Annotated in this window: 17 protein-coding genes and 6 pseudogenes; 13 read left to right on the top strand and 10 right to left on the bottom strand. The window is 66.1% G+C overall.

The features are described 5' to 3' along the window. The first annotated feature begins 389 nt into the window (after positions 1–389). From ABIE67_RS02470 to ABIE67_RS02450, 5 genes and pseudogenes are all read left to right on the top strand, one after another. A complete protein-coding gene (locus ABIE67_RS02470) occupies positions 390–926 on the top strand; it encodes a hypothetical protein (protein WP_370252561.1) in 537 nt (178 codons plus the stop codon). Positions 927–2137: 1211 nt separating this feature from the next. Further along, positions 2138–2917 (top strand): transposase family protein, encoded by a 780-nt coding sequence (locus ABIE67_RS02465; RefSeq protein WP_370252055.1) that lies wholly within the window; start codon positions 2138–2140, stop codon positions 2915–2917. 98 nt (positions 2918–3015) lie between these two features. Next, on the top strand, positions 3016–3330 hold the full coding sequence (locus ABIE67_RS02460) for a hypothetical protein (protein ID WP_370252557.1): 315 nt from the start codon (positions 3016–3018) through the stop codon (positions 3328–3330). A gap of 322 nt (positions 3331–3652) precedes the next feature. Continuing rightward, complete coding sequence (locus ABIE67_RS02455; RefSeq protein ID WP_370252555.1) at positions 3653–4018, top strand: STAS domain-containing protein; 366 nt, start codon at positions 3653–3655, stop codon at positions 4016–4018. A 243-nt stretch (positions 4019–4261) separates the two neighbouring features. Further along, positions 4262–5890, top strand: a pseudogene (locus ABIE67_RS02450) (tannase/feruloyl esterase family alpha/beta hydrolase). Positions 5891–6251: 361 nt separating this feature from the next. Here the strand turns inward: ABIE67_RS02450 and ABIE67_RS02445 are convergent. Beyond that, the gene (locus ABIE67_RS02445) at positions 6252–7193 is read right to left on the bottom strand and encodes a class I SAM-dependent methyltransferase (protein WP_370252552.1); all 942 of its coding nucleotides are present in this window, start codon (positions 7191–7193) and stop codon (positions 6252–6254) included. 772 nt (positions 7194–7965) lie between these two features. Here ABIE67_RS02445 and ABIE67_RS02440 point away from each other — a divergent pair. Both ABIE67_RS02440 and ABIE67_RS02435 read left to right on the top strand, forming a co-directional pair. Continuing rightward, on the top strand, positions 7966–8277 hold the full coding sequence (locus ABIE67_RS02440; protein WP_370252549.1) for a helix-turn-helix domain-containing protein: 312 nt from the start codon (positions 7966–7968) through the stop codon (positions 8275–8277). After that, positions 8274–9794 (top strand): helix-turn-helix domain-containing protein, encoded by a 1521-nt coding sequence (locus ABIE67_RS02435; protein ID WP_370252544.1) that lies wholly within the window; start codon positions 8274–8276, stop codon positions 9792–9794. The genes ABIE67_RS02440 and ABIE67_RS02435 overlap by 4 nt, the downstream gene beginning before the upstream one ends. A gap of 493 nt (positions 9795–10287) precedes the next feature. Here the strand turns inward: ABIE67_RS02435 and ABIE67_RS02430 are convergent, their stop codons facing one another. Together ABIE67_RS02430 and ABIE67_RS02425 are read right to left on the bottom strand one after the other, a co-directional pair. Further along, positions 10288–11511: an ISAs1 family transposase gene (locus tag ABIE67_RS02430; protein WP_370252144.1), complete on the bottom strand. Its 1224-nt coding sequence runs from the start codon at positions 11509–11511 to the stop codon at positions 10288–10290. Positions 11512–11683: 172 nt separating this feature from the next. After that, positions 11684–12154 (bottom strand): GNAT family N-acetyltransferase, encoded by a 471-nt coding sequence (locus ABIE67_RS02425; RefSeq protein WP_370252540.1) that lies wholly within the window; start codon positions 12152–12154, stop codon positions 11684–11686. A gap of 251 nt (positions 12155–12405) precedes the next feature. On the opposite strand from ABIE67_RS02425, the gene ABIE67_RS02420 reads away from it, so the two are divergent. After that, positions 12406–13680 (top strand): IS701 family transposase, encoded by a 1275-nt coding sequence (locus tag ABIE67_RS02420; RefSeq protein ID WP_370252079.1) that lies wholly within the window; start codon positions 12406–12408, stop codon positions 13678–13680. Between the two features lie 297 nt (positions 13681–13977). On the opposite strand, the gene ABIE67_RS02415 is transcribed toward ABIE67_RS02420, so the two are convergent. From ABIE67_RS02415 to ABIE67_RS02395, 5 genes and pseudogenes are all read right to left on the bottom strand, one after another. Further along, positions 13978–15318: an IS701 family transposase gene (locus ABIE67_RS02415; protein WP_370252538.1), complete on the bottom strand. Its 1341-nt coding sequence runs from the start codon at positions 15316–15318 to the stop codon at positions 13978–13980. A gap of 464 nt (positions 15319–15782) precedes the next feature. After that, positions 15783–16301: a gamma carbonic anhydrase family protein gene (locus ABIE67_RS02410; RefSeq protein ID WP_370252534.1), complete on the bottom strand. Its 519-nt coding sequence runs from the start codon at positions 16299–16301 to the stop codon at positions 15783–15785. A 106-nt stretch (positions 16302–16407) separates the two neighbouring features. Then, a pseudogene (locus ABIE67_RS02405) lies at positions 16408–17135 on the bottom strand (SDR family NAD(P)-dependent oxidoreductase). A gap of 206 nt (positions 17136–17341) precedes the next feature. Beyond that, a complete protein-coding gene (locus ABIE67_RS02400; RefSeq protein ID WP_370252530.1) occupies positions 17342–17488 on the bottom strand; it encodes a hypothetical protein in 147 nt (48 codons plus the stop codon). Between the two features lie 668 nt (positions 17489–18156). Then, positions 18157–18528 carry an integrase core domain-containing protein gene (locus ABIE67_RS02395; RefSeq protein WP_370252526.1) on the bottom strand — a complete coding sequence of 124 codons (372 nt, stop codon included), beginning with the start codon at positions 18526–18528 and terminating at the stop codon, positions 18157–18159. Between the two features lie 90 nt (positions 18529–18618). Here ABIE67_RS02395 and ABIE67_RS02390 point away from each other — a divergent pair. Beyond that, positions 18619–18732: pseudogene (locus ABIE67_RS02390) on the top strand (transposase); the annotation flags it as partial. A 37-nt stretch (positions 18733–18769) separates the two neighbouring features. Beyond that, a complete protein-coding gene (locus tag ABIE67_RS02385) occupies positions 18770–18937 on the top strand; it encodes a hypothetical protein (protein ID WP_370269662.1) in 168 nt (55 codons plus the stop codon). A 432-nt stretch (positions 18938–19369) separates the two neighbouring features. Here ABIE67_RS02385 and ABIE67_RS02380 read toward each other — a convergent pair. Continuing rightward, positions 19370–20622, bottom strand: a protein-coding gene (locus ABIE67_RS02380) for an IS3 family transposase (RefSeq protein WP_370252521.1) whose coding sequence is annotated in 2 segments (ribosomal slippage) — positions 19370–20340 and positions 20340–20622 — 1254 coding nt in all. Because the reading frame shifts where the segments join, the coding sequence is not laid out codon by codon here. Between the two features lie 905 nt (positions 20623–21527). On the opposite strand from ABIE67_RS02380, the pseudogene ABIE67_RS02375 reads away from it, so the two are divergent. Next, a pseudogene (locus ABIE67_RS02375) lies at positions 21528–22547 on the top strand (IS256 family transposase); the annotation flags it as partial. Between the two features lie 19 nt (positions 22548–22566). Here ABIE67_RS02375 and ABIE67_RS02370 read toward each other — a convergent pair. Then, entirely contained in the window at positions 22567–23346 is a 780-nt protein-coding gene (locus ABIE67_RS02370) for a transposase family protein (RefSeq protein ID WP_370252055.1), read from the bottom strand. Positions 23347–23454: 108 nt separating this feature from the next. Between ABIE67_RS02370 and ABIE67_RS02365 the strand changes: the two are divergent. Beyond that, positions 23455–23697: pseudogene (locus ABIE67_RS02365) on the top strand (transposase); the annotation flags it as partial. Between the two features lie 843 nt (positions 23698–24540). Further along, positions 24541–25284: pseudogene (locus tag ABIE67_RS02360) on the top strand (transposase family protein); the annotation flags it as partial. Between the last annotated feature and the right edge of the window lie 85 nt (positions 25285–25369).

Below are 25369 nucleotides of genomic sequence, written 5' to 3'. Positions count from 1 at the left end.
ATGTCGAAAGCCAAGGTGAGCTCGTCCACTCGCACTGGTCGAACACTCTTCGGTTGAGCCGACACTGCTCAATGGAGGGCATCCGCTGCCGATACTCATTGCTGCAGGGGTGTGCCCTAGGAACTCCTCGGACCCCCGCTGCCGGGCAGGGCACCCCGCGCTCTGAGCTCCGTGACAGGTTGGGTCACAGAAGCTTCGGTTCCTGGACTGCTGCCAGCGATCGTGTTCGTTTCGCGGCTGGTGATCGTCAGGGCCCTCACTCAAGATGGGCCAGTATGACTTTCTGCTGAGCAACTTGGGCTGCGTACTGAGGGTTACGCTGCAACGGCTTGGAACCTGTGGCCATGTCGCCGTACCAGGGCGTTCAGCAATCTGGGGGAGGGATTGAGATGAAACGCGACGATTATGCGACGTACGCCGTGCAAGCTGCCGTGATGAACGCGGCGTGGGCATTCGCTGAAGCCTATTGGATTCACCGCGACATGCGCAGCGCCTGGCGGACATCTCATCCGCAATTGCGTCGCCGTTGGGTGAAGGCATGGCTGCTGTCGCGTGACGGGCAGTTGCACGCCCGTCAGTATGACTACGAGACCGATGAGGTCGTCGAAGCGTTCGCTGAGGATCACGTCGATCACGGTCTCTGGGAGGGTTTCGCCCGTGCGCAAGTCGAAGAAGCCTCGATCACGCTTGACCAAGGGACATGGGGAGTGGAGGCCAACCCAGAGTTTGCAGCCCCTGACCTAGTCCTGGTACGGATCGTGCAGGTTCCGTCTGGTGGGGTCGGTTTCTCACACGGCGCCCGCGCCTCCATGCCTCTGCTCATGCATTATCACGTGGGCTTCGGATGGCGGCTGCTCAACTTTTCGAACGCACAGATCCCGATTCAAGTCGACCTCCACCGATTGATGGCGCCGAACAGCCACTAGTCAGTTCATGGTCTCGATCGCGCCCAGGTCGTCCGCGTGACGAATGGCGCGACGGTAGGCCAAAGTGGCAGACCGTGTATGTCGAATTCAGCTCGATGCTTGGAGAAGGCCAGTGGTCGGATCATGCACCTTCCTTGGAAGCATCAAGAACCTGGCGTCATAAGTGGCACGCTCAGGGGTCTATTGAGTGACATCTTTGTCGGGGCCGCTTCCCGCTATCGGCCGCGTCGGCCTCTCGCATGTTGGGCTGATGCGGAAGGCGGTACAGGTCGAACTCCGCGACTGGCTATACCGCCTGGACGGCCCGGCCCATGCGGCCGGGCCGTTCTTCCCCAACCGTCCCCTGCGTGGTCAGAGAGGCTGGTGATGCTCCATACCACCCGCCCCACACGTCTCAGCCGCCGGGGCTAGTCCCGGTAGTTGCGACTGACGGTAGCCCCAATACGCCCGTCGCAGGGGCGAGGCGCCTGTACGGGCTACCGAGTCCCTCCGCCGGGCATTCAGGTCCGGCTACCTGAACAGAAGATCCGGGTGCAGGCATCGGCTTGCCCTTACCGGACACCGCCCAACGCAAACAGCCCCTCAGAGCGAAGACCGCTATGGCAGTACGGTGATCAACGGTCACCGCTTGAGACGGAGCTGGTGCAGAGTTCCGTTCTCCCGGGCATGTTGCCAGTCATTGTCTCCAGGTACGGCTCCATCCTGGTCGACCAGATACCCAGGTCCGTGCGCCATCGGGTTGGGCAGGACGGCGTCGCCCATGGCTGGAGATGCCCTGCTGATGCCGCGGAACAGCGCTCCTCGGACGGCGTAGCGACCGAACACTTCGCTGTGCCTGGCAGCTTCGCGCCTCGTCGGGAATCGGACTCGGGCCTTGGGGATGGCTTTGCAATCTTGGCGGGCCCATCCCCGTCTGCAGAGCTGGCACCTGCGGGTTGGTGCCTGTGCCGCATTGAGAACAGGAAATCGTTGAATGATCACCCTTGGCTCTCTTCCCGCCCAAGCCGAAAGACGCAGGTCGGCGCTCTCTGCGGGCGAAAATGACCCTTCGGCCGAAATGATGATCATCATGTTGCCTTCGATGGTTTGCCGTTGAAAGCCTGGAGGCTTATTCACGGGGTGGTGCGGCCCGGATTTCTTGATCATCAGGACGGCCCTGCTCGGTAGTCTGATGTCTGCGAAAACGTCAGAAGTGAACTGGGGCAGGGCCGTTGAGCTGGAACGTTACGGCAGGGTTAGACAAGGATCAACTGGACGGGCTGGTGGTGCGGGTCCATCAGGCGCTCGTGGAGGACCCGGATCCTGCGGTGTCTCCGGCGCGGATGTGGTCGCTGGGCCTGTACCGGTCGGTGGTCCTGGTGCTGTTCCTCCTGCGGCAGAACCCCGTCCAGGAAGCGGCGGCGGAACTGTTCGGTGTCAGCCAGGCCACTGTTTCCCGGCGGTGGACGGGGCTGCTTCCGGTGGTGGAGAAGGCCCTCGCCGGGCATGTCCCTGATCCTGTGGAAGCCTCAGCCGGCCGGATCGTGCTCATCGACGGGACCCTGGTCACCACGTGGGACTGGGCGAGCGAAGGCACCGCTATGTTCTCCGGCAAGCATCGTGACACCGGCTTCAACCTGCAGATCGCCGCCACGCTGTCCGGAGACCTGCTCGCGGTGTCCGAGCCTGTCCCGGGCTCCCGCCACGACATGTACGCCTGGCGCCAGTCCCACTTCCCGGAGACCTTCGCAGAACGGCAGAGCATGGGCGATCTTGGGTACGTGGGTTCCGGCATGCTCACCGCGAGACGCAAACCACCTGGTCAGCAACGCCCCACTGGCGCCAAGATCTACAACCGGAGCATCAGCAGCCTCCGCGCCGCCATTGAGCGAGCGATCGCACACCTGAAGGACTGGAAGATCCTCGCGACCCGCTACCGCGGCCCCCTGGCCAAGTTCCCCCTCGTCGCCAAAACCGTCACCGCCCTCACCTTCTACAAAAAGGGCTGGTGAAACCCCGTGAATAGGCCTCCTGGGGTCACTGAACCCGTGGTCTCCGGCGCTGACCGCGTTCAAGCTTTGTTGATTCTTGGGTTGAAAGGCGATCAGCTATGCGCATTCGGATTCTTCGCAACCCGGCCTGCTTGGGCGCGCTCGCGGCGCTCTCGCTGTCGCCGCTGACCACCGGCTTGGCCTCCGCCGCGACGATGGCCGCCGAGCCTGCGCCGGCCTGCCTCGTTTTGAATCAAAGCTGGCGGTACGCGCAGGCAGGGAACGGGTGTGGTGTAGCGACAGCAGTCAAAATCGTGTACCAGGACGGTGCCGAGGGGGCGTGCATCGTCGTTCGACCTGATGAGACACCCACCATTGGCGAGGGGTACCTCGGCCACCACGGTCGCGCGCTCTATCTCGCCCTTTGTCAGTAGCGTGGTCCCGCATCGCCGACTGCCGGGCGCCCTGTCCGGTGGCCGCGTCGACCACGCAAGCATTCGGTACCAATGAAACAGGATCAGAACCCGGGGTGAGTCGGGGCGAAGTGTGCGGCAAGGTGGGTGTAGCGATCATGGCCCATTCCCTCAGTCTGCCAGTCTGAAACGCTTCGTGTGTAACGAAAAGGCGGTCTTGTCCAGATTTCGTATCTTCTGTGCCTGTATTGTTCGGTCGTGCGGCCAGCGTGGCCCGAGTTCCCCGTCGCATGTCGTCCTGCGGCGCTCGGCTCACCGATGCCGCAGGGAGGTAGAGCCAAACATGAACATCACGCTGAGCACCGGCGCTGACCTGCGCCAAGCGTTGGTCACTGTTTCTGGTGAGCTGGACATCGCCACTGCCGAGGTCCTGCGCGACAAGCTTGTTGCCGCTGTGGCTGTACATGAGGAGACGGTCATTGACCTTGCGGGGCTGGACTTCTGCGATTGCACGGGCATCGGCACTCTGGTTGCCGCCCAGAACCTCGCCCGGAGTCTCGGCCATCGGCTCCAGACGTGCCGCATCCCAGACCACTTACAGCGGCTGTTACAGATCACCCAAACACGGCTGGGACACACCAACCCGCCCCCTCACACGCGGCACCAGGCGGTCCGTCTCGGGAAAGCTCCTGGCCGGACGGCAGCATGAGATGCGCCCGCCCCAGGCGCCGCGTACATGGTCGGCCTGGTCATGAACGACAGCTCACCGTGATGTGGCGCGCCCGAGCGTCGCACCTGCGCGCCGACCGCTTGCTCCGTAATCGCCCTGCCGACGACTGCCGGGCGGCGCCACCCGCGTCATGTGATTCGCCACCGATCAAGGCCCTTTCCCGGTGTAACCGCGCGCTGAGGTCAGCACAGGCCGACAGCGGATCAAGATTGTCAGAAGGGAATGCCCGTGGTGCTTGATCCTTCTGGCGATGCCCAGCCGGTCGCTGTAGGGGGAGGATTTCGGTTGAAGAGACACTTACTCGTGCCACCATGTCTCGCAGCTGTGCTGGCGGTGACCACACTCGGGCCCGCGGTGCAGTCGGAGGCAGCGACTGTTCCCTGTACCCAGCTGGCCGGGGTGAAGGTACCGGCCACGGTGATCGGTCTGCCGACCACTGGAGCGGAGGTGACCGGTGCGCGGATGGTTGAAGCGTCTGGCGAGGAATCCAGGGCCACCGGTCCGTATTGCCGGGTAGAGGCGTCCATTCACCCCGTGGACCGCTCGGCGCCTGACATCACCGTACAAGTCAATCTGCCGACCCGGTGGAACGGCCGGGCCATGATGTTCGGCGGCGGCTTCGACGGCGTCATTCCCGACATCACCGCCAACGTGCCCTATGGTGCAGCCGACCAGCGCACCCCGCTGGGCCGCGGCTATGTCACCTTTGCCAGCGACTCCGGGCACCAGGCGACACAGGCAGACCTGCCGTCGCCCGTCTTCGACGCATCCTTCGGCCTCAACGACGAGGCCGTACGCAACTTCGCGGGCGGTGCTCTCAAGGACCCGTGACACCGCACTCTTCCTCACCAAAATCCACTGCGGGACCGAACTGGCATGCAGCTATTTTTCCGGCGGATCCAACGGCGGACGTGAAGCACTGGCTGTGGCTCAGCGATGGCCCACCGATTTCGACGGCGTCATCTCGGTCTTCCCCGCCTTGAACTTCGTAGCCGGCACACTGTACTCCGGCTACGAGGCGCGAACTCTGGCCAGGCCAGGTGCCTTCTGTCGCCCGACCAGCAGGAGCTCGTCTACCGCAGCGTCATCAAGGCATGCGACGGCAACGACGGCCTGCGTGACGGCGTGATCTCCGACGAGGTCGGCTGTCATTTCGACCCCGCTACCTTGCGTTGCCCACGCAGAGGGAACGCTGCTACTTGCCTCAGCGATCCCCAAATCGCGGCGATCAAGGCTCTTTCCTCCCCGCTACGGTGGAAGTACCACCTGGCCCACGGGGAGACGAGCTCCCCGGGTTTGCCATACTTGTCCGGCGCCGACCCGTCGGTTCCCCTGTTGGGTCTGGGTACGCACACTCCGGCCAACCCCATGCCCACTACCGCCGCCGCGGCTGCACAGTTCTGGGACCAATGGGCCAGGTTCGTTATCGCCCGCGATCCCAAGTTCAACTCGCTTGCCCTTGATCCGCTCCGGCCCGGCCAGCGGCTGCAACGCATTCGCGAGCTGAAGGCGGGCGGCAAGCTCCTGCTCCTGCATGGCACTGCGGATGAACTTGTCAGTTACCGCTCCACGGCCAAGTACTTCGAACGCATCGTGAAGACGATGGGCCGGGCCTCGGCTGAGAGTTTCACCCGCCTTTACCTCATCCCCGGAGCAAACCACGGCAGTGCGCGGCCCGCGTTCGCGCCCAGCTGGGACTCGGTCACTGCCCTGGAGAAGTGGGCCGAACAGGGGAAGGCACCCGTGCGTCCGACGGTCACCGACGTGAACACGGTTAGATGGGGCCGCACGCGAACCACTGTGCGAGTATCCCGCTTGGCTACGCTACGTCGGCAGCGGAGACCCCGATGAGGCGGCCAGCTTTACCTGCCGCAAGGGATAGAGGCGGCCGTAGGACACTGTGCCTGTCGGAGGAACACTCGACGCCGTTGGCCACGTCGGAGACGTAGGTGTTGATGGGCGGTCGGTCGACAGGCACAGTCACGGCGGGCGGGAGCCGTGCGAGTGAGGCCGCGACGACCGTAGGCGAAGGCTCTGCGCCTCATGGGATGTACTGCGGCAGACAGTGCACTTCCAGGGCTGCGGTGCGACTTGCGTCCGGGCTGTCACGCGCTCGCTCTGTTGTCGGCCAATCAGCCGGCGGCCGCCGCTGTTCCTGCGTCATGGCACCGTTGACCGAGCTCTTGGAATCTTGCTGAGAAGTTGGCGGAGACTAGGAGTGGGGCTTTGCGGCGTGCCTGTTTGCCGGTCGGGCCTTGCGGATGGCTCGGGTGAGGAGCGGGGGCAGCAGGTCGGTCGCCAGACGGTGGGCGTGGCGGTGCGGGGCCGGCTTGGTCTCTTTGGTGGTTGCCACTGACTTGTCGGCGGGGAGGGGTGCGATGGGCTCGGGTTCCTCCGCGTAACGGGACGACGGAAAGTCAGGGGCCTTCACGCCTTTGGACTTCAGACGAACGAGGCAGTGTCCGGCAGCATGCTGCACGCTGACCCCGCAGTCGCTGCGCCCCTGGGCCATCGCCAGCAACTCTTGCTGCACTGGTTCGGGGTCGCCCCAAGTACCGTACAGCTTCTGCGTGGTGAGGCAGATGGGGCGCAGGCCTCGATTGAGCACGGCCTCCCACACGGCCACGGAGACGCCGGGTGTGTGCTCAGAGCGGAAGTCGTCGAGGGCGACGATGCCGTCCGGCAGCAGGGCATCTCGCGCGGCGCCGATGTCGCCGTGCACGTGTTCGTACAAGTGTGAGCCGTCGATATGAGCGAAGCGACAAGAACCTCGCTCCACCTCATCGGTCACCAGTGAGCTGGGTCCCTGCACCACCCGCGGAAGTTCGTCATGGAAGGACAGGTAGTTTGCTTCGAAGGCCTGGCGAGTGAGGGCGGCGTACGATTTCGTCGACTCCGCCCGGTTGGCGTCGTCGGGGGCATCGCCCTCGAAGAGATCGCACACGGTATAGCGTTCGCCCTCCTGGAGATAGCGGCCCAGGAAAATCGCGCTCTTGCCCATGTAGACCCCGACTTCCAGGAGATCGCCGCGGACTCCAGTGGTCTTCTGCCGGTTCAGAAGCCAATCGAAGAGCACCTGATCGAGTAAGGGGAACCAGCCCGGAATGTCGTTGAGGTGACGGGGTCGCTGTACCGCATGATGTGCAGTGGTCATGGAGGGCGAGCACTTCCTCGTTGCGATAGCACGGTCAGGATTGGGTTGGACGAACCCTTTTCCAAGGGCCAAGCGCGGCAGGCAGGCAGTCGTCTTACGTGGTCTGTTTCGCTGATGCCGAGATTCGCCCGCGTAGACTTGTCGCGCGAGCCAGGCTACGTCCAGTAAGGATCGAATTCTTCCCCGCCTATGACGCGACGGGAGGCGAGCGAGTGAATACTCGTAGAATCGTGCAGTTCGTACATGCGTGGGCCTGGTGCGGGCGGTGCGCTGGATTTTGCCTCTCGTGACGTCAGCCGGCCGGAGCTGCGGTGGGTGCGGCCTGGAGGGGCACTCGCTGGCGGCCACCAATTGCCCGCTCGAATGACTGTGGGACGATTCGGTGGTCGTGCCCTTCCGCCCTCGGTCGGTCACGGCCCCGGATCATGAGGTGCAGTCCCTCGACGGACATCGTCCTCCCGGTCCCGGTCCCCGGTCCATGCCACTGGGCTCGTTTTGGGGTTGTACTCAGTCCCGTAGCGGTCGCCGGCTGATGCCATCTCGCGGCGGTTGCTGTGGCACCACGGGCCCATGAGGCTGGAGCCCCCGTTCTCAGCTGCCAGCCAATGCATGGCTGAGTACCCTCTCCCCGGCCCCCACCGGCAGTTGCCCAACTACGACTGTTCTCCGCCGGGGCGGATACCACTCAGCTGCCCTGCAAGCCGTCGACGCCAGAAGGGATGCAATGCGGAATGCGTATAGAGCATGAGCCTTCTCTAGTAGATTCCTCCTTATGAGTATGAGCCTCGAAGAGCGAGTGCGGTCGGCTGTGGCGGCACTCCTGCACGCGGCCGGGGAGTCACAGACTGATCTCGCCGCAGCCTTGGGAGTGAGTCAGGCCCAGGTCAGCCGCCGCCAGTCCGGCGTCGCATCCTGGGGTCTGGGCGACTGCGAGGTTGTCGCCGCGCATTACGGTATCGATGTGCTCGAGCTCCTGGCGGGGCCCACTCGGGCCACGGAGGCGCTGCCCGCTGAGCGTCGCCGTCCTCTCCTCCGTCCGGCCCACGCTGCACGTTCGGTGATTGCCGAGAGGGGGGTGCGATGACGGACTTCGGTGCGATCGACGCTTTGCTCGCGGGGGCCAGGAAGGAGGTCCCGCTTCCGCCCGCAGAAGAGCGACGAGCTTTGCGCGAGGAGCTGAACGTCTCGCGCGCTCAGCTGGCACACGCTTTGGGCGTGAGCCCGTCCACGGTCGGGGGCTGGGAGTCCGGGCGCGACCCTGGTGGCGAAGTGCGGGAGAAGTACGCTTACTTCCTTGAGGGTGCACGAACCAAGCTGGCTGCCGAAACGGCAGAAGACACGCCGATCGGGGAGGACCAGGGCGGCACCCCCTCCATCGCCGTGCAGAGCGTCGACCAGGGTGACGACGTCGACGTGCTGGCGGCACCTCAGCCCTGTGTACTGTGCGGGCACCCCGCCGGCCACCAGGTCGCGGGATTCCCGCAGCACATGGACCCTGCCGAGTGTGAAAAGGCAAAAGCCGCACCGGCGACAAAGGACTGGGGGCCGAAGAGCTCGCCGCACACCGAATCTCAGCGACCCACGTCCACCGGTCGGCAGGTTTCGGCGGCACACCCGGTGAAGGTCGTGCCCGTCGGCCGACGCCTGAAGACGGCAGATGCTCCAGATCTCATCGGCTCCGCTGTGGCGGCCGCACTCGCCGAGCATGCCGGTGACCTTGAGGCGGCAACCAACGCACTGGTGAGGCGGGCGATCCCGGACGTGATGGCACTGCTGGACCACAGCCGCAAGGGCGGCCGCTACGACGTCGTCGCGCACCCCTGGCTGCCCGACATCCTGCGCAAGCAGTCCTCCCGTGGCGCCGACCAGATCTGGGAAGCCCGCCCCAAGTGGACGAGGCCCGAACTACCCCCCGGCGAGCATCTGGTCACCGCACTTGACATGAACGGTGCCTACTTGAGCGCGCTGAAGACTCATCTGCCGCTCGGCCAACTGGAGCACTCCACCGGAAACCACCACGATCGCCGCCGCGCCGGCGTACACCTGATCACCCCACCGGACTGGGACCACGACGCTTACCTGCCGAACCCGATCGGCAACCGTGACGAACCCGGCCCGCTGTGGGTAACCGAGTCGACCCTGCGCCTGCTATTGCGGATTTCGGGTCCGAAGTACGGCCTTTGCGATCCGCCGGAGATCCACGAGTCGTGGACCTCGGGGGCTACGGAGGTTTTGCTGGAGAAGTTGCGTGTCATCCTGAAGGAGGCCAGGGACCGCGCAATCGCCGAGGGCGATGAGGTGACGCTGGAGTACGTCAAGGCGATGTACTCGAAATTCGTGTCCACGCTGGGGGAGTCCAACTACAACCGGGAGCTATACCGCGCCGACTGGATGCACTTGATCCGATCGCAGGCCTTCGCGAACCTGTGGTGGAAGGCGCACCGCGCATACGACGAGGGCCTGATGGTCGTTCGTGCAATGGGCACTGACGAATTGCACGTCATCGGTGACTGGGGCGCAGTGTTCCCCGAAGGCCGCGGCGTCACCGAGGTAAAGATCAAGGACGTTTACACCATCGGCACGCCCGACACGGCGGTCTAGGACTCGAGCATCTGCGGCATCGCCCCTTCGAAGCCCTCATGTCAAACGTCACCGGCCTTCCACGCGGTCATCGCCGCATGACGCACAACTCGTGGACAAGCAACACGCCCACGCCCGCTCCTCAGGTTTGACGGCCGTTGTCTTGAGTGTTCTCGGATCCGAAGTGGGCCCGCGTACTGCCGCCTGCCCTTTGTGTCCGCGACGACCTCGCGGTCGACGGTGCAAGGCGGAGGCAGCGAATGGGGCGTGATCGAGGATGACGACCGGAAGGTAGGCCTTTTCCCTTTGGACCATCTGATGGTCGGGGTGAGTGTGTCGCAGGCTGACGCCCAGGAGGCGCGGACCGAGCCTTTACGACCCGACAGGGCACGGACGCGATCGTGTTCGTGTACCGCAGCGGTTGTCCGTGGACGGACCTCCGTCCGGGCACATCAGCACGGCGCCGGGGCCCGTCAAGCAGGGTCATTGCGTGATCGAGGTCTGTCTGGGTTTGTCATGTGAGACCGAGGGTTCGTAGGGGCCGGTGGTAGTCGCGGCTGGTGTGGCGGAGGGCGGCGGCGATGTTCGTCTGGCCGTCCTGGCGGAAGGTGCTGATGGCGAGGTTGCGCAGGGAGGCCATGGCGCGGGGCAGGGTGCCGGTGCGGACCTTGGAGTCGTCCTCTCGGAACGTGCGGTCCCGGACGTGGTGCAGGAGGTTCTCGATGCCCCAGTGGCCTCTGATCCATGTGGCGAGCTCGGTGCAGGTGGCGTCGAAGACGCTCAGGCTGGTGATCAGGTAGACGCGCTCGATGGTCAGTTTCCCGGTGCTCAAGTCGCGTCGCCACCGGACGACTTGGATCGCCTGGCGGGCGCCGGGGTAGTCGAGGTGGCTGAATGCGGCCGCTTTGAGCCGGCGGATCTCGTCGCGGTGGTGGGCGTGGTCGCGAGTGCTGTGCCCGAGCGGGATGTCCCGCCAGGGCAGCTTCCTGATCTGGGTGTACAGGCCGGGATGGTTCTTCTTCACGACGGCCACGTAGTGCGCGCCGCGACTGGTCAGATAGGCCCCGTGGTCGTGCTGGGTGTGCAGAGCGTCGGCGGTCACCACCGTGTTCTCCAGCTCGAGACCGTCCAGCAACGGCGCGAAGGAGGGAATCTCGTTGCTCTTGGAAGCGACCTGCCGCTGGGCCAGGACCACGCCGTGGTGGTCCATTGCCGCCAGCAGCTGGATCGCTGCGGCCGTTGCGGTCCGTGAACCGCGGACCACCTTGCCGTCGACCGCGATCACCCGCTGCGTTGGCCCCGCCTTCGTCTCCGGCTTGGCCGGGGGCGGCGTTCTGGCCTGCAGAAACGCGCCGATCGCCGCGTCGAGCGCGTCGCCGTCCACACGCTGCAGCAGGCGGCGCACGGTTGCGGCGTGCGGCACGGGCCGCAGGCCGGTAAGCGGATCGGCAGTGAAACCGAGGACGCCCAGCACATGCTGCGGGGCATCCGCGATCCACTCGCTGATCGCGATGAGCGAGCGGGCCCCGGTCAGCACCGCCGAGGCGGCTGCGCACAGCAATGCGAGGGCGGGATACCGCAGACCTCGCGCATCGCGGGGGTCGGCGACCAGGGTCAGGAAACGCCGCAGGTCAGCGGCATCGCTTGAGGCGAGGGGATCAGTCGGGGAGCCCAGTTGCTCCAGTGCGGAAGGGATGGGCGATGATGTTCGGGCAGGCACGGTCTCGCTCGTTCTCATGGGTCTCGACAACCACATGATCACCAGCACCGTGCCTGCTCTGCTTTCCAGGGCCCCTTGCCTCACAACGGACATGACGACACGTCACTCACGAGACCGGCGAACCGGACCAATCCCAATCGCGCAATGCCCCTGGCCCGTCAAGAGGGGCCCCGGCCGGCGAGCCTGGTGGTCAGCCCGGCGCGTAAGCGTCCGGGGGCATGGTCGTCCGGCACCGGAAGAGCACATCAGTGCCGTCCTGGAGGACCTCTTCCTGACTGGCAGGTGCAGCCAAGGCGAGTCGACGACGGAGGCGGAATGCGACGACCGCTCGCCTTCGGCGGCTGTTCTCCCGGGGCAGGGGCCCCTTTGGTTCAGTCCGTTCGGGCTCGCGCCACATCGGCAGCATCTTCGGCCCTCCGTCGGGGAGTTGGATGGCCGGCCCTGTCTGTTGGAAGCCGTGCCGGCCGTAGAGTTTGGCGCTGCGTTCGCTGCTTGCCTCAAGGTAGGAGCCCAGTGCTTGTTTGTCGCACACTTCCAGGACGTGGCGCAGCAATGCGCTGCCGACGCCGTGGGAGCGGTAGACGGGTACGACGCCGATGTAGCCGAGGTACCAGTGCGGCCGGTCAACGGGGTGTCGGTCGGTAGTGGCGTGGTCGTACATGACTGCGCGTTGAGCGTGGGGCCCGCAGGCTGCCCGCAGTCTGGCCTCGTGGGCGGGGTCAGCTTCGAGTTTCCGCCATTGGTCCGAGGTGAGCCAGACAGCGGCGCCGGCGTTGTTCGCGGCTGTGAGCAGCGACCCGTGTTCCGCGGCGGCGATGGCCTGATGGGTGAAGTAGCGGACACTGTCCCTTCAGCTGTAGATCATGGTGGTTGCGGGAGTTCGAGGGTCTCTAAGCTGGGTAACTGCCGTGTATGAAGGCGGAGTTGCTGGATGTCCCGGTCGAGGTGTCGGACCGGGAGTGGGCGGAGGAGTGGGCGGGGCGGCTGGACGATCTGCTGGTGGGGGTCGGGGACCTGTTCGGCCGGGTGGAGACGCAGTGGCATGGGGAGATGTGCGTCCGGGGCCTACTGGGGCCGGTCTCGCGCAAGAACGGCTGGCAGCTGGCGGAGTGGGCCGGAGAGCGTGTGCCGTGGAACCAGCAGCACTTGCTGGACCGGGCGAAGTGGGACGTGGAGGGGGTGCGGGACTTCACCCGCCGGTACGCCGTCGCCGAGCTGGCGGACGACGGCGTGGGCGCGGGGCCCGGCGGGGCCGGGGTGCTGGTGGTGGACGAGACCGGGTTCGCCAAGCGCGGGAAGGCTTCGGCCGGGGTGGCGAGGCAGCACTCCGGGACGCTCGGCGGGGTATTCCCCTGCCAGATCGGGGTGATGTGTGCGTGGGCCACCGGTGCGGGGCAGGCGTTGATCGACCGGGAGTTGTACCTGCCACGGGAATGGACGGACGAGCCGGATCGCTGCCGGGCCGCGCACGTGCCCGAGCAGCGCGGCTTCCTGACCAAGCCACGGCTGGCGGAGGCGATGATCGAGCGGGCGCTGCCCGACCTGCCTCAGGAGCCGGGGAAGGTGTGGGTGGCCGCCGACGAGGTGTACGGGCGCGAGCGTGCGTTCCGTTCCTTCCTGGAGGAACATCGTCTGCCGTACGTGGTCAACGTGCAGGCGAACTCGCCGGTGCTGCAGCGTCCGGGCTGGCGGCACGCCGCCCGGCTGGTGGAGCGGGTCGCGCGGGAGGAGGACTGGGTCGAACTGCCCGCCGGGCCCTCCCAGTTGGATACCCGCACGTGGCAGTGGTGGGTGCGGCGACTCCCCGGCGAGGAGGAGATGGTCGATGGCCAGGCGTGGGCGCGGTGGCTGGTCGCGCGACGCCGCCTGGAGGATCCCGGCAAACGCGACTACTACCTGGGCTGGGGCCCGGCCGACACCCCGGTCGAGGAGATCGTTTTGGTGCCGGGCGCGCGCTGGCGGGTGGAAGAGGCGATCAAGCTGGCGAAGTCCGCCTGCGGGATGGCTGACTACGAGGTCCGCTCTTTCCACGGCTGGTACCGGCACGTCACCCTCGCCCAGCTGGCCGCCGCGTTCCTGGTCGGCTGCGACGCAGCCACCGCCCGCGAGAACGGCCCGCTGGCCCGGACCCGCTACGGCCAGCCCGCGCCGACAGCACCCGTCGCCGAGAGAGGGGGACCCGCCTGATCCCAGCAGCCCACCCGCCCCCGTCCGCTTCACCGCCTTCGAGATCAGGCGCCTGCTCATCTTGCTCACCCCGCTGCCCGACCGCCACCAACGCATCCGGCACGGCCTGGCCTGGTCCGCCTACCGCCGCCTCCACCAGGCCATCGCCCGTGCCTGCCACCGACGCCGCCGAGCACACGGTCACACCGTCCCAGCCGGACCCGACACACCAACAGAACTCCCGCAACCACCATGATCTACAGCTGAAGGGACTGTCACGGCAGCTGTAGTTCTTGATCGGTTGGTCATTGTTGCTGGTCAGGTGGTTGCTGCGGCGGTGATGTTGTTCCAGCGGCGGTGGGCTTCGGTGGCTTGCTGTTGATGGTGGCGGCGCCATGCGGACCAGTGCAGGAGGTGCTCCAGGTCGCGGCGGGGAGGGCGCAGGGCGGTGGCGCGTAGGAGTCGCAGCAGCTCGCGGGTGCTTGAGGGGGCGAGTGGGCCGCTGGGTGTCTGGGCGGCGGCGCGGGCTTGGGTGACGGCCAGGATGGCTGCGGCGAGCATGCTGATCAGGCTCCAGCGCATCCAGGAGTTCCAGCAGGTGGTCTGGCCCTCGTCCAGGCCGCAGTCGGATTTTCCGGCCTGGAAGTCCTCTTCGATTTTCCATCTGCAGCACACCACATCGACCAGGGTGGCCATGGTGACCGCGGTTGCGGAGTGGCAGCGGTAGAAGGAGAGTTCGCGGGTGTAGCGGTGGCGGCGCACCAGCAGGTAGGAGTGGCCCGGCCCGGCGCTTTCGGGGGTGTCGTCGGCGAGGACGCCGATCATGGCCCAGTCGTAGTGACGGTCGCCCTTGGTCCCGTGGCCGGTACGCATGCGCATCCAGGTGCGGCGGGGTAAGCGGGCGGCGAGTTCGGTGGCGGTGAAGCGGCCGGCTGGGGTGGTGACGCGGTGGTCGGCGCGGACCGCGAGGGCGTAGTCGAGGCCGAGTGCCCGTGCATGCCGTCGCAGCTCGCGACCGCCGTACACCTCGTCGCCGGCCAGCCAGCGGGCCGGTATCCCCAGGGCACGTACACGCTGCAGCATGGCGGCCGCGAGCTGTGGCTTGGTGGCGAACAGGGTCTCGTCGGGGACGTGGGTGAGCAGGCGGCGTTCCTCGTCGGCGGCCCACCCGGCGCCCAGGTAGAGGGCGCGGTCGATCAGCGTGTGCCCGCTTACCGAGGCGTAGGTGAGGTGGACGGAGACCTGGCACAGACCGATACCGCCGAGCGCCCCGGCGTACTGGTGGGCCGCTCCCACGCAGTCGGTCGAGGACTTCTCATCACCGGTCTCGTCCACGATCAACACCGCCTGGTCGTCCGCGAGTTCACCGGCCGCCCAGGTCATGAGCCGGTCGCGGGCCAGATCGTGGTCCCACACACCACGGGAGAGGAAGTGCTGCAGCCGGTGCGGGCCCGAGTGCCCCAGCGCCTCGCCGAGCGTCCAGCAGTTGCGCGTATCGAGCTCCATCAGCATGCCCTCGGTCATCTCCCGCGCCAGCAGGCGCGGTTCCCGGCGCGGGAAGCAGTCAGCGACCTCGGCCATCACCGCCCCGAACGCGGCCGTCCACTCCTGCCCGGCTATCGTGGCCTCCACGGCCACCTGTTCCTTGATCGTCGTCACAAACGCTCATGATCACGGTGGCCGTCCCCCTACCCTCGGCCGCCCCCGCACCCCCGTTGACCAGCACGAACACGCCAACGATCAAGAACTACAGCTGCCGTGTCTTGATGACGTAGTTGATCTTCGGCCGTAAGCTCGTTGTCGCCTGCCGGTGTGAGTCTGGTCCGGGTAGCTGCCACGAGGTCCGGTAGCAGACTGGCGGCGTCGGGGGGAAACGCCCGGCGCCGAAGCCCAGTGTCGAAAGCCCGGCAAGGGGGAGCAAAGTAGCGGTCCGTAGCATCACGCGAAGCCTGCGGCGTCGTTAGAGGCCAGGCTCTCGGGCGGGGACAGGGAGTGCCGAGCCCCAGAAATCAGGGCGAAGACCATGGAAGCGGAGAAGATCCTGGAGACGCAGCCGTGAAGGACTTCCCGGCGTATGGGGCATAGAAACGTTGCGACGGTTCACGGCGGGAGAAGGGAAATATTCAGTCGATTCGGCGCAGCTCCCACCGGTATCGTTCGGCGTTGCGGACGTAGAGGGCGACTCCGTCCGCGAATGCATTCTCGGGCATATGGTCTGGCTCGACTCGTGCCGGAACCCCCAGTGCTCTGGCTCGCGCCGGGACCACCGTGCCAGGCGTCAGCAGCGCCCCTGCCCCCACCATGGCTCCGGCACCAACCTCGGCGCCCTTTAGGACCACTGCGCCGGCACCGATCAGCGTCCCATCTCCAACCCTGCACCCTTCCAGGTGCGCGAGGTGGCCGAGCACGCAGCGTGCACCGATCACGGTTGCAGCATCGAGATCAGCGTGCAGGACGCAGCCGTCCTGCACCGAAGTCTGTTCCCCAATCACGATTTCGCCGTAATCGCCACGTAGCGTGGCACAGGGCCACACATTCGCTTTGGCCCGCAATGTCACACGTCCGACAATCACAGCGTCCGGATGCACAAAGGCGTCCGGATGGATTTCCGGGGCAGCTGAGCCCAGTGCATACACCGGCATGAGGCAGCTCCGATCAAGTGGCTGTACTCAACCTGCAATGAGGCTTGAGCGCGGGACGTCACCCGGGGCATGCACATTGCGCGCCCCCGATCGCGGCGAGCAGCGGTCAGTGTCCGCGTTCCGCGCCTCCATTGACCTGAACGATTTGCGAGGTGACGTGGCCGGCTGCAGGTGAGGCCAGCCAATGCAAGGTGGCGGCCACATCTGCAGGAGTTCCAGCGCGTCCATTCACCGTGTGGCCGATGAGCCTCTGCCGCCTTGCTTCGCTGAGGGTGTCGCCGAAAAGCCGGTGTCCTCTACGTAACCTGGCGCGACCACGTTCACCGTGACACCGCGCGGACCCAGTTCTCGGGCCAAGCTGTGAGCGTAGGGATGCAAACCCGCCTTGGCCGCCGCGTACGCGCCACCGCCCGCTCCTCGGTAGGCGACGATGGATCCGACAAACAGCACCCGACCACCGGGCGCGGTGAGCCGCTCTTTGAGCGCTTCCGTGAGAAGTGCCGCGGTCAGCAAGTTCGTCCGGAAGTTGACGGTCCAGTCACGGACAACCCTATCGAGCTGATCTTCGCTAGTGGAGGGAGGCTCCAGGCTGCCGGCGCCCCCGGCACTATTCACAAGCACGTCGACCTCCCCGAATTCCTCGACGATGACATCCGCGGCACTTCGCACACCTCGAGAGTCAGAAAGATCCACAGCGTGCGTGAGTGCCCCCGCCACACCGGACTTCTTCAGCACCTCAGCACGACGCCCAAGTAACAGCACGCGATCCCCACCTGCCGCAAAGGCCCGCGCTGCAGCCAGCCCGATTCCCGTACCGCCACCACTGATTACGATGCGCCGTGGGCTGTTTGAGGGGTTCGGGACATCACCAGACACAGGGGTGCCTCCTGTGGTGTAGACAGGGCGCGAACAGTACGGGTGTGGCTCGTCCTCTGGCAGATGGACTGAGGCGCGGTCGCGGACTGGACCGCTGGCTGATGCACCAGATCCTCGGCTGCCTGGCAGTCGCACGACCAGAGTGCGACGCCGCGCTGACGTGGCTAGTCGATTCCGCGGATGACGATCAGTTCGTCTTCGTCGTCCTCCGTACCTGCCAACCGTAGCAGTGGCACGACAGTGGCCGATGAATTCACGGGCAAGATCAGGGTCTTTTGGGTCTCGAAGGCCGCTTCTTCGCCATTGGGCACGGGATCTCCCTGCTGACACCACGAGGTTGGATGCTGTTCTTGTTCTCATGCGATCGACAGCGGGTCATCCGCTCGTGGAGTGCAGCCTGTACGAGAAGGCGCCGAATCGGCGCCGTTGAGGTGTCCCGCCAAGAGAACTAAACCGTGGCCCAGGGCAGTTGTACACCGCAAGTCCACGAGCACCGAGTGAACGCGTTGAACGCCCAGGCCTGCCGGGATGGTTGTTCGCCGGGGATCGAGGAGCCCCGAGATGGTTGTCGCCCCGGGTGAGGCCGGCGGGTGTTGTAGAACCCGGTGATCCAGGTCGCGATCCGGATGCGGGGCCTCGGCGCGTGTGGCGAAGGTGCGCCGGTGGACGTAGAGGGCGTCTGAAAAGTCTGTCAGCGGGCTGGTCTTGCGAGGCGGCGCACGAGGAGCATGGCCATGGTGAGGTAGATGGCGTTCTCCGAGCAGACGCGCAGGTACTCGTAGTGGGCTTGTCAAGTTGCTGTTGTGGCAGGTGAGTTGGACCGTGCTGGAGTGCCGGGTGGTGCGTGGTGGCGGTGGGTTCAGCCGGTTGTGGCCAGGAGGGTGGTGCCGGTGATCTGGTGCCAGATGGTGTGGCGGTTGGTCATATCGGTGCGGTAGGCGGAGGCGGTGGCAATCCCCTGCGATCGTGGAGTCTTTGTCTATGCGGCTTGAGTCCGTGAATGGGCCTCAGCGCGCTTCTGATTGATGATCTGTTCGAACTCGGTTGGTGGCAGCCCGCCGGCGGCGTTGTGCCTGCGGCGCGTGTTGAAGAAGTCCGTGATCCACGTGGCGATCTTCAGCCTGGCCTCGGTGCGGGTGGTGAAGCGGTGCCGGTGGATGTACTCGACCTTGATCGACGAGTGGAACGGCTCCGCGGCCGCGTTGTCCAGGGCCGACCCCACACGCCCCATGGACTGCACCACTCCAAGACGGTCACACAGCGCGTTGTACGCCTCACTCGTATATTCCGACCCGCGGTCCGAATGAAGGATCACTCCGTCCACGGTGCCGCCGCGTGTCGCGGCGGCCATCTGGAGCGACGCGCTGACCAGGGACGCATCGTGCCGAGGTGACCTTCCCCTCGTACCGTGGAGTCGTGACCATAGGGGTAGTTGAGGGTCATGGCGGAGAAGCGACGGAAGTACGATGCCGAGTTCCGTGAGGGTGCGGTGCGGATCGTGCTGGAGACCGGGAAGCCGTCTGCGCAGGTGGCGCGGGATCTGGGGGTGCATGAGGGCACGTTGCAGACGTGGGTTCACCGGGCGAGGGCCCGTGTGGACGCGGAGGCCCGCGGGCGGGCTGGACGAGTCCGAGCGCGAGGAACTGCAGCGGCTGCGGGAGGAGAATGCCCGGCAGCGCAAGGAGATCGCTGAGCTCGGGATGGAGCGCGATGTTCTCAAGCGATCGGTGGTCCTCTGGGTGAAGGAGGCGACGAAGTGACGATGGCGGGCTTCATCGCCGACCAGCGGACCAGGCACAAGGTCCCGCACACTCTGGCCTGCCGGGCATGGGGCGTGTCCAAGTCCTGGTTCTACAAATGGCGCCGGCGCCCCGGACAGCCGACGAAGTCCGAGGTCAGACGGGCTGCGCTGGCCGAGCGGATCGCGCAGCCCGGGCGGGGCGCAGCAGTTCCTGTCCGCGTTTTCCAGGACCTCACCCCACCTCAGCCTCGGACGCCACCTCATGAACGCCGGCTGCCACCGCTTCGAGACGATGATCCGCTTTACCCTCTGGAACCACATCACGGGAGCCACCGGCCTGCGGGCCACAACCTGGACAGTCGGCCACCACCAACCCCCGCACGCCCTGACGCGCCATCAGCGAACGCACCGCCGATAACGTGACTGAACCGCCCCGGGTTCCATAGAGATCTCAGACTGTGGTTGTGACCTGGGGTTTCGTGAGTTCCGTGTAGTAGTTGGCTTCGTATTCGACGGGCGGGACGTGGCCTATCTCACCGTGGAGTCTTCGGTGGTTGTACCAGTCGGCCCACTCGGCGGTGGCCAACTCGACCTGGGAGAGCGTCTTCCAGGGCCGCTGGGGCTTGATCAACTCGGTCTTGAACAGGCCGATCGTGGACTCCATCAGGGCGTTGTCGTACGCGTCACCGACGGATCCGATGCTCGCCGCGATGCCGGCGGCGTCCAGGTGCTCGGCGAGCTTGAACGATGTGTATTGCGACCCGGCGTCGGAGTGATGGATCAACTCTCCGGGCTGAATGGGCTGTTGGTCGCGATCGCGTTGCCAGATGGCCATCTCCAGGGCGTCCAGGACAAAGACGGTCTCCTTCACGGTGGCCGCGGACCAGCCGACGATCCGGCGGGAGAAGGTGTCCACGACGAACGCGACATAGACGGTCGCAGACCAGGTCTTCACATGGGTGAAGTCCGCCACCCAGCACCGGTTCGGAGCCGCGGCGACGAAGTCGCGGTCGACCAGATCGGGGGCCCGCTGGACCTGTCCGCCGGGGATCGTGGTGATGACGCGTTTGCCGCGCACCGCGCCCTGGATACCGAGCTCGCGCATCAGGCGCTCGACAGTACAGCGGGCCACCGCATGTCCCTGCCGGTTCAGCTCTCGCCAGATCTTCCGGGCTCCGTAGACACGGTAGTTGGACGTATAGACGTCCTGGATCCTCTCCTTGAGTGCCTCGTCACGCACCGAACGGGCGGAGGGCGTCTGGAGGCGCTTGTTGTGGGCGTAGTACGTGGAAGGGGCGATCTTGCAGTCGTGTGCGGTGAGCGTCCTGCAGATCGGCTCGACCCCGCCGAAGCGGTCCCGGTGCTCGTCGATGAACGCTACGAGCGCGTGTGTGGCCGGTCGAGCTCGGCCGCGAAGAAACTCGCCGCGGCCTTCAGGATCTCGTTCGCCCGCTTCAGCTCGGCGTTCTCCTTCTTCAGCGCCTTGAGCTGGGTGGACTCCTCCGTCGTCGTCCCCGGACGCTGCCCCGCGTCGATCTCCTGCTGCTTCATCCAGTTCCGCAGAGTCTCGCGGGAGCCGATACCGAGCTTGTTCGCGACCGCCTGCAAGGCGGCCGTCTCGTTCGGGTAGTCGTCGCGCACTTCGGCGACCATGCGCACCGCGCGACGGCGCAGCTCAAGCGGGTAATGGGAGGGTCGTGCCATGACTCAATCCTTTCACGGAATCGAGTCTCTACCTGACACGGGGCGGTTCAGGCAGCGCCGTTTGAGGTGCCCTTGCTGATGAAGACGCAAGGGGGCTTCCTGTCGCTTGGGCGAACCCGTTAAATTGAAGGCCGCATCCTCCTGCAGACCGACAACCTGAGGCAGTGGGCTGCAGCCCAGCAGTACAGGGGCGACGTCCACGTGGTCGGCCAGCGGAAACAATCGCCTCCGGCCCGTGGTTACAAGCCAGGCCGCTCGGGGAGAGGGGCGAGCTGTCGGCGCCGGTTCAAAAGTGGACCAGTAGGGGGCACCTGAGGTCTGGCCGTCGTCGCCCTGCTCCACAACCTGCTGCGGTGACCCCACATCCGCGAATCGGCCGCCCCGGTGTCGACCGCCTGGTCCGGGCGGTCGTCCACCGCGGCAGCTTCAGCCGCGCGGACGTTCGCTGGGCCTCCCGCCAGGGCCGCGTCCACCTGACGCGCCTTACTCACGGCAGGCAACCGGGCGGCAAGAGCCGGTGCGTCCTCGCTTTCTGCAAGCTCTGATATCGGCCGGATTCTGCACCCCTGGAAAGCGATTGCATCGCCCGCGGCAGGGCAGGCGCTCAGTTGAGAAGCAGTGACCGCAGCTGCCTCCTTGCCGACACTACGTCGGCTTGGTCCTCGTCCCGGCCGGTCCGTCCCGAACCGGGGTGCCTCCCACTCACCCCGGTGCCGGTCAGGGACCATTCGCGAGGAGCCTGCGCGGAAGGGGGCCGCAGAGGCTGTTTACTCCTCTGTGTAAGAGGTGATCTTGCTGGGTGCTGGTCCGTGACACCTGGAATGTGACGCACAGTGAGTGACCTGATGAACGAGTCCAGCCCGCACGCTGAGTCCGCAGAGCCGCGTGAGGAGGCGTCGAGGCGGCTGGCGGGGGCTTTATCGCCGGCGGCGATCGACCGGCTGCTGGCTGATGCGGAGGCGGCCGGGGTCGGTATTGACGGGGCCGGCGGGCTGCTGCAGCAGATGATGAAGGCGGTGCTGGAGCGGGCTTTGCAGGTGGAGATGGCCGACCATCTCGGTTACGAGGCCGGGGACCCGGCAGGCCGCGGCTCGGGCAACGCCCGCAACGGCTCCTACCCCAAGACGCTCACCACGGTGGCCGGCCCGGTCACGGTGGACGTGCCCAGGGACCGCCGGTCGGAGTTCGAGCCAGTGATCGTACCCAAGGGCCGGCGGCGTCTGGCCCAGGTCGACGACATGGTGCTGTCGCTGTACGCCCGTGGCATGACCACCCGCGACATCACCGCCCACCTCAAAGAGGTCTACGGCAGCGAGGTGTCCCCGGCCCTGGTATCCAGGATCACCGATGTGGTCGCGGACGAGATAACTGCCTGGCAGAACCGCCCTGTTGACGACGTCTACCCCATCCTCTACATCGACGCGCTGACCGTGAAGGTCCGCGACAGCGGCATGGTCACCAACAAGTCCGCCCACCTGGTGATCGGCGTCGACGTGGACGGCATCAAGAACGTACTGGGCATCTGGCTGCAGGACAGCGAGGGCTCGAAATTCTGGCTGAACGTGCTCACCCAGCTGAAGAACCGCGGCCTGCGCGACGTCCTGATCGTGTGCTGCGACGGGCTGGCAGGCCTGCCCGAGGCCATCACCACAGTCTGGGAGAAAGCCCTGGTCCAGACCTGCGTGACCCACTTGATCCGCAGCTCGATGAAATACGTGTCGCACGGTGACCGCAAGCAGGTGGCCGCCGCCCTCAAACCGATCTGCACCGCCGCCACCGAATCCGAGGCACTGACCGCGCTGGACGAGCTCCGGTCAAACTACGGCAAGAACTACCCTGGCCTGATTGCCAGTTGGGAACGGGCCTGGGAAGAATTCATCCCCTTCCTCGCCTTCGACCGCGAGATACGCAGGGTCATATACACGGAGGCCTATTCACGGGGTTTCACCAGCCCTTTTTGTAGAAGGTGAGGGCGGTGACGGTTTTGGCGACGAGGGGGAACTTGGCCAGGGGGCCGCGGTAGCGGGTCGCGAGGATCTTCCAGTCCTTCAGGTGTGCGATCGCTCGCTCAATGGCGGCGCGGAGGCTGCTGATGCTCCGGTTGTAGATCTTGGCGCCAGTGGGGCGTTGCTGACCAGGTGGTTTGCGTCTCGCGGTGAGCATGCCGGAACCCACGTACCCAAGATCGCCCATGCTCTGCCGTTCTGCGAAGGTCTCCGGGAAGTGGGACTGGCGCCAGGCGTACATGTCGTGGCGGGAGCCCGGGACAGGCTCGGACACCGCGAGCAGGTCTCCGGACAGCGTGGCGGCGATCTGCAGGTTGAAGCCGGTGTCACGATGCTTGCCGGAGAACATAGCGGTGCCTTCGCTCGCCCAGTCCCACGTGGTGACCAGGGTCCCGTCGATGAGCACGATCCGGCCGGCTGAGGCTTCCACAGGATCAGGGACATGCCCGGCGAGGGCCTTCTCCACCACCGGAAGCAGCCCCGTCCACCGCCGGGAAACAGTGGCCTGGCTGACACCGAACAGTTCCGCCGCCGCTTCCTGGACGGGGTTCTGCCGCAGGAGGAACAGCACCAGGACCACCGACCGGTACAGGCCCAGCGACCACATCCGCGCCGGAGACACCGCAGGATCCGGGTCCTCCACGAGCGCCTGATGGACCCGCACCACCAGCCCGTCCAGTTGATCCTTGTCTAACCCTGCCGTAACGTTCCAGCTCAACGGCCCTGCCCCAGTTCACTTCTGACGTTTTCGCAGACATCAGACTACCGAGCAGGGCCGTCCTGATGATCAAGAAATCCGGGCCGCACCACCCCGTGAATAAGCCTCACGACCAACGCCATCGAATCCCTGAACTACCAGCTCCGCAAGATCACCAAGACGCGCGGCCACTTCCCCAGCGACGACGCCGCCGTCAAACTCCTCTACCTCGGCATCCGCCGCATCGAAGGCCGCCACATCGACGGCGACGGTCCCATCCCCAAAGGCCGCGTCCGCGGCACCGGCACCCTCGGCTGGAAACGCGCCATGAACCACTTCATGCCCGCCTTCCCCGACCGCCTCCCCCTCTGACCCCAGCAAGATCACCGACAGTAGCCAACCCGCAGGCCCGACCAGCAAGGCCACACACCTCTACATACACAAAGGAATTGACAACCTCGAGCCGTCCTCCTCGCGGGCGGCCACCGCCGTGTCCAGCCCCCCCCCCGGCGGTGGCCGCCCATATCCCACACTGCTGGCAGCGCCGCGCGGCAAGCCAGTGAGGGAGACCTACCGCGCCTGGAGGCAAAGGAACCCTGCCGCTTTCACAATGACACAAGGTTGCGTGGTGTCTCCGCCATTGCGTGCACCGGCGCGCTTTACAGCGCTGGCCTGGGGCAGTGTACTGACGGCACAGTGCACCGGTGGCGAGTACGGACGGTGTCGTCACGCCGTTCCGATGTGCGGTACTCGCCAGCGGCGGTCGCGTCACCTCCCCTCTCCTGCGACTGCCCGGGTGCTGATGCGGGCCCGGCCGGGGTGCGTGGGGCGGCCGACCGGGCACCGCAGCAACAGCACACGAATCCCACAGCTTCACGAGGCGGTGCCCGTGCTCGCGCATCCAGCGGCGCACGATGCGCTCCTGATCCTCCAGGCGCGCTGCGGCGCTCGCTGCACTGCTAGACCTTGCGGACAGACGCCGAGTATCCAACAGAGTTGGACCTGACCTGCGGCGTCGGCTGGCCGGATAGCTGTCCAAGCGCTCGCGTTGTCGCCGATGCGCTCTCCGTATGCGCGACCCGGTGCTGTGTTGCCCCTTGAGCCTTTTTCAGCTCGGCAGCCGATCGGGTGATGGGTGGGAAGACGAAACGGGCGGAGTCCCTGGGCAGTTGAGCGAGGTGCTTGACGTCTCGACTCTTCAGCCTGGGGGCTCCGTTGGTTACGTATCCTGCCGCACTGGACCTGCCGCACGCACTCGTGGAGACGGTCACGATGCTGGTCGTCCTCCGGGAGGGTGACCGCCGGTGCAAGCTCCGCCCGTCGGGGCGTGCGCTGGTCGCACTCGTGTACCTCAAGCAGCACCTCACCCTCGCCCAGATCGCGGCCGGGTTCCGGATCAGCGTCGGCACCGCCCACGCCTATGTCCGCTCCGTCGTCACACTGCTGGCCCGTCGCGCTCCGGGCCTGACCAGGGCCCTGCGTGAGGCGAAGGCCCAGGCGCAGTACGTGCTGGTGGACGGCACCTTGACGGAGTGCGACCGGGTCGGTGACAGCCGCGCCGACTACTCCGGGAAACACCGTCGCCACGGCGTGAACCTGCAGGTCGTCACCGATCCCGCGGGCCGGATCCTGTGGATCTCCCGGGCACTACCCGGCCGCACCCACGACCTCACCGCGGCCCGCACACACCGGATCGTGAACACGTGTGCCCGCCTCGGCATCCCGGTCCTGGCGGACCTGGGCTACCTCGGTGCCGGCGCAACCTTCGCTGTCCCGAACCGCCGCCGTCCCCGTCAAGAACTCACCCTCCGGCAGCGGGCGTTGAACAGAGCCCACGCCCGGCTGCGCTACCCCGTCGAACGCGGCATGGCCCGGCTCAAGACCTGACGGATCTTCCGCCGCGCCCGCTGCAGCCCCACCTGGCTCACCACCGACGCGCGAGCCGTCCACACCCTGGAGAGCCTACCGCTGAAAATGCTCCTTGTATCGGCCAGTCTCGGGTACAGCCTTTGGGAGAGCCCACGTCGTCGGCACTTCGGGAAAA

The sequence above is a fragment of the Streptomyces sp. V4I8 genome, from assembly GCF_041261225.1.
Taxonomy (GTDB): domain Bacteria; phylum Actinomycetota; class Actinomycetes; order Streptomycetales; family Streptomycetaceae; genus Streptomyces.
This window is presented reverse-complemented; position numbering and strand designations above follow the sequence as displayed.

Bases quoted from the DNA above. Each gene is read 5' to 3' on its own strand.
- ABIE67_RS02410 (WP_370252534.1), bottom strand. From the start codon at position 16,301: ATGCCGGTGTATGCACTGGGCTCAGCTGCCCCGGAAATCCATCCGGAC.
- ABIE67_RS02440 (WP_370252549.1), top strand. From the start codon at position 7,966: ATGAGTATGAGCCTCGAAGAGCGAGTGCGGTCGGCTGTGGCGGCACTC.
- ABIE67_RS02435 (WP_370252544.1), top strand. From the start codon at position 8,274: ATGACGGACTTCGGTGCGATCGACGCTTTGCTCGCGGGGGCCAGGAAG.
- ABIE67_RS02430 (WP_370252144.1), bottom strand. From the start codon at position 11,511: ATGAGAACGAGCGAGACCGTGCCTGCCCGAACATCATCGCCCATCCCT.
- ABIE67_RS02425 (WP_370252540.1), bottom strand. From the start codon at position 12,154: ATGTACGACCACGCCACTACCGACCGACACCCCGTTGACCGGCCGCAC.
- ABIE67_RS02445 (WP_370252552.1), bottom strand. From the start codon at position 7,193: ATGACCACTGCACATCATGCGGTACAGCGACCCCGTCACCTCAACGAC.
- ABIE67_RS02455 (WP_370252555.1), top strand. From the start codon at position 3,653: ATGAACATCACGCTGAGCACCGGCGCTGACCTGCGCCAAGCGTTGGTC.
- ABIE67_RS02470 (WP_370252561.1), top strand. From the start codon at position 390: ATGAAACGCGACGATTATGCGACGTACGCCGTGCAAGCTGCCGTGATG.
- ABIE67_RS02395 (WP_370252526.1), bottom strand. From the start codon at position 18,528: ATGGCCGCCGCGACACGCGGCGGCACCGTGGACGGAGTGATCCTTCAT.
- ABIE67_RS02460 (WP_370252557.1), top strand. From the start codon at position 3,016: ATGCGCATTCGGATTCTTCGCAACCCGGCCTGCTTGGGCGCGCTCGCG.
- ABIE67_RS02420 (WP_370252079.1), top strand. From the start codon at position 12,406: ATGAAGGCGGAGTTGCTGGATGTCCCGGTCGAGGTGTCGGACCGGGAG.